This is a genomic window from Shewanella aestuarii, from assembly GCF_014647215.1.
Lineage (GTDB): Bacteria > Pseudomonadota > Gammaproteobacteria > Enterobacterales > Shewanellaceae > Shewanella > Shewanella aestuarii.
In genome coordinates this window covers 253,217-262,819 of the sequence record NZ_BMOT01000006.1, presented here as the reverse complement: position 1 = coordinate 262,819, position 9,603 = coordinate 253,217, and the positions used below count along the sequence as shown (strand labels likewise).

The 9,603-nt window shown below is 41.7% G+C and carries 5 protein-coding genes; 2 read left to right on the top strand and 3 right to left on the bottom strand.

What is annotated here, in order from left to right:
- The first annotated feature begins 258 nt into the window (after positions 1–258).
- Together IEY03_RS11100 and IEY03_RS11095 are read left to right on the top strand one after the other, a co-directional pair.
- Positions 259–1,227 carry a LysR family transcriptional regulator gene (locus IEY03_RS11100; protein WP_188841567.1) on the top strand — a complete coding sequence of 323 codons (969 nt, stop codon included), beginning with the start codon at positions 259–261 and terminating at the stop codon, positions 1,225–1,227.
- A gap of 326 nt (positions 1,228–1,553) precedes the next feature.
- Positions 1,554–3,842, top strand: coding sequence for an OmcA/MtrC family decaheme c-type cytochrome (locus IEY03_RS11095; protein WP_188841565.1), 2,289 nt, complete (start codon positions 1,554–1,556; stop codon positions 3,840–3,842).
- Positions 3,843–4,055: 213 nt separating this feature from the next.
- Here the strand turns inward: IEY03_RS11095 and IEY03_RS11090 are convergent, their stop codons facing one another.
- The 3 genes from IEY03_RS11090 to IEY03_RS11080 all read right to left on the bottom strand — a co-directional run bounded on the left by IEY03_RS11090 (position 4,056) and on the right by IEY03_RS11080 (position 9,498).
- Entirely contained in the window at positions 4,056–5,588 is a 1,533-nt protein-coding gene (locus IEY03_RS11090) for an MFS transporter (protein WP_188841563.1), read from the bottom strand.
- 348 nt (positions 5,589–5,936) lie between these two features.
- Positions 5,937–6,275: a PBPRA1643 family SWIM/SEC-C metal-binding motif protein gene (locus IEY03_RS11085; RefSeq protein WP_188841561.1), complete on the bottom strand. Its 339-nt coding sequence runs from the start codon at positions 6,273–6,275 to the stop codon at positions 5,937–5,939.
- A gap of 211 nt (positions 6,276–6,486) precedes the next feature.
- Positions 6,487–9,498, bottom strand: a complete 3,012-nt coding sequence (locus IEY03_RS11080) for an ImpA family metalloprotease (RefSeq protein WP_188841559.1) — start codon at positions 9,496–9,498, stop codon at positions 6,487–6,489.
- Positions 9,499–9,603 lie beyond the last annotated feature (105 nt).

Genomic DNA, 9,603 nt, shown 5'->3' with positions numbered 1-9,603 from the left:
AACCATTACCCGCAATCAATGCCTTGCCTAAACGCGTGTAAATTCTTGCTGAAATCGAGCATCTTCAGGTTGTTTGGGTATGCACCTGAAATATAACGGGTCTAATTTAAAATCAACTGGTCATTTTGATGCTGTTGCATGTCACCTTTGTTTATATTGACGATTAAATAAGTAGATGCTCATTTAGCGAGATAGATCAATTTTTTAACTTGAGTGAAGTGTTAGTTTTAATGAATTGGCCTAACACTGAGAAGAAATGTGGATACTCAAGCAATAAAAAAAATTAGCGAGTTAGATGTTTTTTGTTTATTAGTCTTTAAAACCATTTATGAAACGGGTTACGCCAATATTGCAGCTAAATCGTTAGGGGTTTCCGCACCTAAGGTCAGTCGCTGCTTAACCTCGTTGCGTAATACATTTGACGATGAGTTATTTTATCGCCGCCAGCAAGGGTTAAAGCCGACACCTTTAGCCGAACAGCTTTATCAGCCTATCTGTCAGTTCAGCGATACCATTGATCAAATTGAATCTGTCGCACAACAAACCAAGCGCAACCCATTAAAGCCCGTGCTCAATGTGGCTGTGTCACCCAGTATTATAACCAGCTTGGCTATGTCGCTGAGCTTACCTGAGTTTTTTAATCATTTTGGGCCTTTACGCTTACATCCTTGGCAAAATGACACGGAAGAAAAAATTCATAAAGGTGAAATAGATTTTGGGATTGGCTTTGATGAACAAAACCAACATGGGCTGAATGTGACTCCCATTATTGAGGTCAGCAGCCTCTATGTTGTCGCTAATAAAGATCATCCTATCTGGCAATGCCCAAGCCCTATTTCGATAGAAGATATTGCTGAGTTTGATTATGTGTATTTAAAATGTCATGGCTATAACCACCGTATTGATCCGTTAGAGTTGTATTGCCAAGAAAGTGGCCATTTCTTAACAAATATCGAATATGTTTCAGGATTAGATGATTGGTATTGGCATCTAATGACCATGGGCAGTGTGTCATTAACGATAATGCCTGAGGGGCTGATAGCAAATGATATACCTAGGGTATGTTCGCAACCTTTACCAACCAAAGAGCTAAACAAATTAAAGAAGGTGATGAACTTCCCGGTTTATTGTTTTTTTGAAGGTGATGAGCAATATCGCCGATATTCTGAAGAGTCCAAGCAAATAATAATTACTCTCATTAATAAGTTATTTTTAACTGTTTCGTAAATAAAACACTTATACCTCCTCAAAAGATAAAGATAAAGAAGGAACTTTAGCCTTTGTATAACATTGTTTTACAATGAAATATTTAATCTTATACCTAATTAGTGATATTTGACGCGTGTTTGAATAACAATTTAGTGTGTCATCAATTTCAAAAGTGGAAATCACCAATTAGAGGATCTGCAATCCGCAAATTCGAAATTGTAAATTTCATTTAACGAAATTTTAACCTTCGTTCACATCTTCGATACGTAATCCGCGCAAACAGTAAGGTTTTCATTATATTTTAAGTATGCAAAAGCATATTTCATTAAATCGGGGGATTTAAAATGAAAACCTATAATAAATCGTTAATCGCCATCGCCTTCATTTCCGCATTCGGCTTAGCCGCATGCGGTTCTGACGGTTCAGATGGTGCCCCTGGAGCACCTGGCGCCCCAGGTCAACCAGGTCAACCCGGTACTCCCGGCACACCCGCAGGTGATGTTGTGACTACTGTGAGTTCAGCAGCTGATTTAGTTGTTTCTGTTATGCCTGAAGATATTGTTGTGGTTGGTGACAGCCCATTTACCCTTAAATTTACTGCAACAGGTAAAAATGCAGCGGGTAATGCAAAAGCATTCTCTGGTTTAGAGAAAGTGGCGCTGTATGTCATGAGTCAATCTGAAAATACCACAGATACCGGCGCGCCAATGTTGTGGGTAAACCATACGTTAGCAAATGAATTCGGTAGTAGCATGTATTGTACGCCAACAGGTAAAGCCGCCGCCCGAGGTGGTGCTGAAGTTGATGCTTGTACCTTAGTTGAAGATGAAGCTAACCCTGGCACCTATACCGGTACTTGGGCCCACGATGGTAATGCGCCTGTTGTCTTAGCGGCTGGCGATGCCAACGATCTTGTGCGGGTATTTATTCGCGCCTATGACGTTACCATGGCTGATGGTACTGGCGTATCAGATAAGATAATGTCTACTCCAGTGGATTTTATTCCTGCAACCGGCGAGTTAGCTATTTCAGCTAAAGATACTGTGTCGAATGCGGCGTGTATTCAGTGTCATAGCCCAATGGATGGTTATGCTGCTACCGATCTGCGAATTGCAAATATCGGTGCTCACCATAATTACCAAAAAGTAGAAAACTGTGTCGCGTGTCATAATCCAGCTTATGCGGGTGGACAGGACGATCCTGAAAAAGGCTTTAATGCTAACTTTAATGCGATGATCCACACCATTCACGCGGGTCATCATATTGCGGATGATTTAACCGGCGAAGCCAAAGAAATGTTTGGTGAAATCGGTTTCCCAGCAGAGCTTAGCCAATGTACCACTTGTCATGATAACGGTACTGCATGGAATGATAATGTTTATGCCGAAGCTTGTTTGTCGTGTCACGTCAATGTTGACTTAGTAACGGGTGAAAACCACCGTGGTATTGTTCCTGGCAGTGATGCTGTGTGTTCAGGTTGTCATGGCGCAGGTGTTTTAAGTCCTATGCAAGCGCATAAAGTGGGTGAGCGAGACAGAGTCGCTGAAGGCTTAACCTTTGACTTTACCTCTGCCGTAGCAACTACCACAGCTGACCCTTTAATTTCTACCTTAACGATTACCGCTAAAGTGATGCTAAATGGGGTAGCCATTGCCGATGGTACTAATTTAAGTGAGTACATGACTGCTAGTAATCGTGGCTTGTTGATTGGTAACTTAGAAGCTGATGGTACTCCACTTCGTGGCTTAGGTATGTCAGTAGTCTCTAATGTTCAAAGTCTTACTGGTGGAGTAATGACTTTAGCTAAAAACTTTAGTACTAGTCGTTTAATGGGACCAATATATGTCACGGCAGAAGTTCAGGTGTGTGCTGAAGCAGACAAAATTGTCAAATGTACTAAAAATGCCGATGGCGATATTGAACAACTTGGTGTGGCGAATAATGCACCAATCAAGTACTTCAATTTATCAGACCCAACAGCAGATGAAGTCATAGCTCGCGTTGATGACCCTGCACGTATCACGGTTAGCGAAGCTCAATGTAACACCTGTCATGGTAATCTTACCCATGTTAAAGGTACTCACGGAGCAACCGAGTTTACACAATGTATGGATTGTCACAATAACCGTTATCCTGGTTCTTACCATGGTGATGTAGCCTACGATACAGGTGAGGTTGATGCTGATGGTAAACCGATTTTCGCCAATGTAGATGGCCTAAGCTTTAGTAACAGAGACCTTGTTACTGTCGCGCACAGATTCCATAGCGGTTCATGGGATGGTGGGGCAATATACTTTGATAAAAACATGAACACAGTAGGTTATCCTGCCTTAGCAACAGATTGTCAGGCGTGTCATAAAGAAGGCGCAACCTTATTTGCTGATGATGGTGGTTTAACTTCTGGTAAACGTTCTATTCAAGTGAGTGCGACTGAGTATATTTCGCCAATTGCTGAATCTTGCCGCTCTTGTCACATTAAAGGTTCTGCATTAGCTCACTTTGAAAGTAATGGCGCATATGTAGAAGGTAATCCTGCAACAACCGCTAATTTACCTGTTGAATCATGTGCGACTTGTCACGCAGAAGGTAAAACTTATGGTATCGATAAGGTCCATATGGGAGGTGCACATTAATCCAGAACAGCGCACTATGTAAGATAAGAATGACTTATTAAACAATCTACGAAGTATACAGGTAAGCAATGAAGTCATATTTTATCATTGCCATGCTATCTAAATAGCCACTCAATACTTCAACCAAACTGAAAGGGAGATGCATATGCATCTCCCTTTATTATTGGGGCCTGTTGAGGTGGCTTTGACTGGTTGAAACAACCATTAATATCGTTATGCTTGCTGGCGCTGCATTTGTAGTAGCCATTTGCCGTAGATAAAAATACCCACAGCAGAGATAATGCCAATCGCGCCAATAATATACCAAGCCATACCAATGTTATTCGCTTCATAAAGCATGTGGGTTAATGGTTGTGCTTCAATACCGGTAAAATCAACTAAGCGCATAAAGGCTTCACCTTGAGGAATGGCATCAACATCGGATTGGCTCATGCCGCGAGTCACTAGCTCATTACGAGAGATGATTTCTTTTGATGCATAGATTTGATAAAGCTTAGGTGCAAAGTAACCTTCTAATGTCCAACCAATCCCTTGCGGTAACATCACAAAACCTAAGTACATGGCTTTTTTACCTTCAGGAGCTATGTTACCCATAAACTCATTTTTCTTTGGGCTAATCATCATTTCACCAAAAGAAAACATCGCAATGGCTAACACCATCATCCATGCTGCATTAAATGCCCCCACCAACATTATGGCGACAATACTTAAAATACATCCTACCAGCATGGCGGTGGTAATGCGGTATTTAGCTGTAAAAGCCGCCACTAAAAAACAGGTGGTCATGATCATACCTGCGTTCAAGTTAAGCATACCTTCAGGCATGACCTTGGTACCGTCGTTATTTAGCCCCAGCCAGAATTGTAAAATACCGTTACTGGTGCCTTCAGGGCCAAATAATGAGGTGACAATAATGCTGGTATCCACCCATTCTGCGATATGAATAGGCAGCACATCAAACAGTGAGTTATATAAAAACCAGAAGCCTGCAAACACCAGCATATAGTAAATTACTACAGGTTTTTTCAGCTCATGCAGGGCATCTTTCCACAATGCTTCCTGTTGGATTTCCCCAGATTTAACTTTACGCGCGCGCTCAATCCGTTCATCTTTACCGGGCTCTTTGTAGGCCAATAAAAACAAAAAGTTTAATGAAATAATGGCTGCACAAGCATAAAACACATTGTCCCAGGATAACTGACGCATATGTACAGCAACTAATGGGCCGAGAAATCCACCAATGTTGACCACTTGATAGAATATTCCCCATGCCATAGAGGTGTTCTCGCGTTTTGTCGACAATACTAAGGTACCTTGGATCCCAGGTTTAAACACCCCTGTACCTGCAGCTAGTAACATTGCACCTATCAAAAAACCCCAGAAGTTTGGGAATAATGCCATGGTTAAATAACCACTGATTTTGATGATGGTGGATACAAAAATGGTTTCTTTATAGCCGACGCGATCGGATATGCCACCCGTTAATACGGGAATGAAAGTTTGTAATAAGGCCCAGGCAGCGAGGATGATGCCGTAGTCGTGTAGATCGATCCCTAAACCGCCTTCCGAAACGGGGGATTTAGCATACAAGCCCGCACTGGCTTTTACGCCGTAATAGGCAATACGTTCTACCAGCTCCATACCGCCCACCAGCCAGAAAATATAGCCAAGGCTGGTGATGGAAGCCCACATGCCAAGTTGTTTTACTTCACTTAGGTCATTGCCTGAGTGTGAATTAGCACTCATAAGTTACCCTTTTGTTATGATTGTTTAGCGAAATTGGCAGACACTTTACCTAACTTTGGTGTGAAAAACCAAGGTCAATGTGGTTATGGTTATTTAGCGGGCTACATCCTTGTTTACTAATATACTTGCTAACTTACTTGCTAACGGAAAGCCGATCGCTATTTGTGGTTTTTATTACTGAATGAAAGTGATTTACAGATGTGCGATAGCTATCAGTGAAGTGTCTATTTTACCTTAAAAGAGGGGAGCCAATATGTGTGACTGAATGCAGGAAGTTTGCTTTCAATACCCTATTGAAAGCTATCTATGCCAATGGTTCAGACTGGCATAGAATCAGGATAAAAAAGCTTATTGACCACAACACTTTTTGTATTTCTTTTCACTACCGCAGGTGCATGGGTCATTGCGATTTATTTTCGCTTCTGCAACAACCGCTTTAGGTTTGTTTAAAATGCTCTCAAGCTGAACGATGTTTTCTTCAATGTCAGCGTTAATGGTAATAATGGCAAATAATCCTTGTTCATCGGCAATGGCTTGCACCGCTTGCTTGCGCTCTTCGGATTGAACCGATAGCTGAAGCGGGCTGGCTTCAGTGCCAATTTTTGTTTGGCGTTTGGTGTTATATCCACTTTCGCCATAGGCCGGTTTTGGGGTTCTGCGACCTTTAAAAAAGAATTTATCTGACATAGTGGTATACCGTTCGATTGGAGGATGATTTTGGCTGAAGCTTTTACAGTAATCAGCGTTGTTTGACCAGTAATATTGGTAATTTTAGCCAAAATATTCTGTTATAGCTTTTTTAATTAACGGCAGCGCGGATGAGTGATCTTGTGTTTAAAGAAAACAAGAGGGCTAAACATATTAACCCTCTTGCTGTCTTAGTTGATATTTTACAGCACTAATTAAAAGGCCAAGTTTGAATACCATCAATGGCAAGGGTTGGCATATCTAAGCCGTAGCAATAACCATCTTTTTCAAATGCGAAAACCTGTTTTATGGTTGCTGGATAGCCAAATTGGTTCACTTGTAACTTGGCTTTATCTGAAACCGCTAATCCCCACATATCAAACAGTGGCAGATAATTGAGTTGAGTGGCATGGCTCATGGCAACGACCAGAAAATCATTATTGCTGATTGATTTAGCCTCGTTTTGATCAAAAAGACTGAAGCCAAGCTGAGCTTTAATCCCATCCCACTTATTCAGTTCATTTTTGCTCGCTTCAAACTCGCGCAAAATGATGTGCAATCTAGGCAATAAATGCCAGCCATTAGATACGGCACCTTGCTTTTGTGCTGTGGCGTACATCTGCACCATAATTGACATACCTTGGCTCCAACCATTTAGATTGGCGGCTTTCATAAAGGCCGATGGATCAGCGGTTTGAACACTTTGCTGCAGTAAATCAAACTCATTTTTAATCGGTAATGACTGACAGTTTGGTAGCTCACCTAAAGATAAGTAGTTCATATACTTAGTGTAATAAGAATACGGGTTAGTTGACGCATGACCATCGACACCATCAAAACGCAATTTTGAATGTTCTAACCCGTGACCGAGTTCATGAATATCACCATGACCAAGTGGATTAAAATGCCAAAATGCATCGTAAGGGTTACCTGAGCAGCCAGAACCACAGGTTGCTTGGTCTGCATTCATATGTTTTACCGTGTTCAACTGCGTCACCGCTAAGTTGTGGCTACTCGCAAAGTCAACGATTTCAGCAACACTGTCTATATTCGGGCCCTGAAATCCCGCTAACACATGCGGCAAATTATGTAAGTTGTTGTTCATGGCTTCAGCCATAGTATCTGCGGTGTTCCAACGTGAATAAAGCGTCATGGTTTGTTGCATTTTATCTGTTTGCGAATGCACTTCAAAATGCGGGCTGGCTATTTCGGCCCAATCATAATCAGCCTGAGCAAGCGCTGTAGCAAAGGTGTTCGCATCCAAGCCATCACGCCAATATGGATGTTCGCCGATATTGTTAAAGCTGAACTGTGTACTCACATCTGACTGGTCAAAGCGTATTTGAACCGGTCCACCATAGGCGCTGGTTAGGGTGATAGTTTCGCCTTTTTTGAGTTCAATTTGAGGAGACTGCAAATATTTAGGTCTGTTATACGTATTTTCGCCAAATTCTTTGGTGGATGCTGACCGTTGGGTATTGATAAATACCCAAGTGCGGACAGCACTATTGTCCAAACGCGTGATTCGCATTGGTTTACCTGGTATGTGATACACCCCTGTAGAGCGAAATCCACTTTTACTGCTCATGCTGACTTGCTTGTCTGTAGGTGTCACATGGCTAAAATCAGTGCGGCTAAAGTTACCGAGTGAATTAGGTACCATGCTAAATGAGCGAGTGTAGGCAACACTGTGATCGGCAAAGTAGGCTTTGGCGAAACTTAAATTGTCTAAACTGGCGACATTCATTGGATAGCTGATGTCCTGACGATATACATCGCCAAGTAGAACCATTTTTTGATAAATAGCATGGCTATCAGTTTGCTCAAAAAGTGCCACATTTTGTTGGTCTAACAGGTTAATTCGCTGCTTTATCAATTGTAAACTTGGGCGATAATTGTCGCTATACAACGCATCACATTCTGTTTGGCAAAGGCTGAAATTAAACGGAAATTCTTGCTTTAAAAATCCTTTAACCCATTTTTGCTCATCACTGAATAATGGTGAGGCTTGCAGCATGTCAGTAACGGTATTCCAATTAGCTTTATCCGTATTGAAAAAATTACCAGGGCCACCTGGTGCTTGCATTGAAAAGTGAATTTTACCTAACACAATTGCGGTTTGTGGTTTGCTATTCCAAGAATGTCTGTGGGTATAAAGTAAGGGCTTTTTCTGGGTTAACGCAGAATCTAATACAGTATTAATTTGCAGATCGGTAAAAATTTCATCTGAGGCAACAACCACTAAATCACTGTCATTAACGCAACTTGTTAATGCCTCATCCGTTGCCGCACTATCGGCACAAAGAGTGACGATCATATTAGGATAATGACTTGTAAACCAGGTTTTTACCCGATTTGCACCTGATTCATTTAGGCCAAAAATACTGATGCGGTTAGTTGATGAATCAGTTAATGTTTGTTGCATTTGCCAAGCTAATAAACGCTTAAAACTCGCTTCAAATTCCGCGAAGTGTCCAGCATTGAGTCGATTAAAAATATCGGTACCAAATGCAGCATGATTAACGCCCTGTTGTATGCTGGCTGCAGCGAAAATACGCCCTTGATTGCCTTTGAGTAATTCAAATGTTGGATTATGAGGGTAACCATGAATCGCATTATTAATCTCAATCAATTGTGAGTGCTGACCCGGTTCAAATACGATGGCATCAGTGCTAAAAATGCTGTTCAAAAAACTACTTTGCAACTGCTGAGATTGAATAAAGTCCTTATCAAGGCGCTTAATCAAGGTCGTGACTAGTGGGCCATTAATATCACTGGCATCGCCAGTTTTCATCGCTGCAGAAATACGATCGTTAAGGCTGATATTAACTAGAGTCGACGCGGTTTTGTTTTTACTGTCTGTGACGGTTAGTTTAAGGGTGACAGCAGCGTCACTTTCTAATTGTGAAGCATCAATAATGACAGTCTGCTTATCAGCATCATTGAGAATGATTTCCGCACCTGCGGTTTGTTGCCATTGATAAGTCGCTGTCACACTGGGATCAAGGGTCACATTCGCGCTAATAGTAATTGCTTGTTCATTCCATTCGGTTAATGGAGGGATGGCAGCAATGGTGGGTGCAGTCGTTTCTACTGGAGGCGGAGTGACGGGTGGCGTGACAGTAGGTGGTGTCACTGGTGGCTCAGATGATTCTCCTCCACCTCCGCATGCCGTTAATAACAACAATAGAGCTGGGGTGATGAATGAGTATTTTTGTTTCATATGGCCATCTTTTTTAACATGTTTGCAGCATTATGCCGCTTGGGGGGATCGAGTGCAAAAATAAATAGCTAATTAATTTAGTGCGTTACAACTTGTCACATTTGT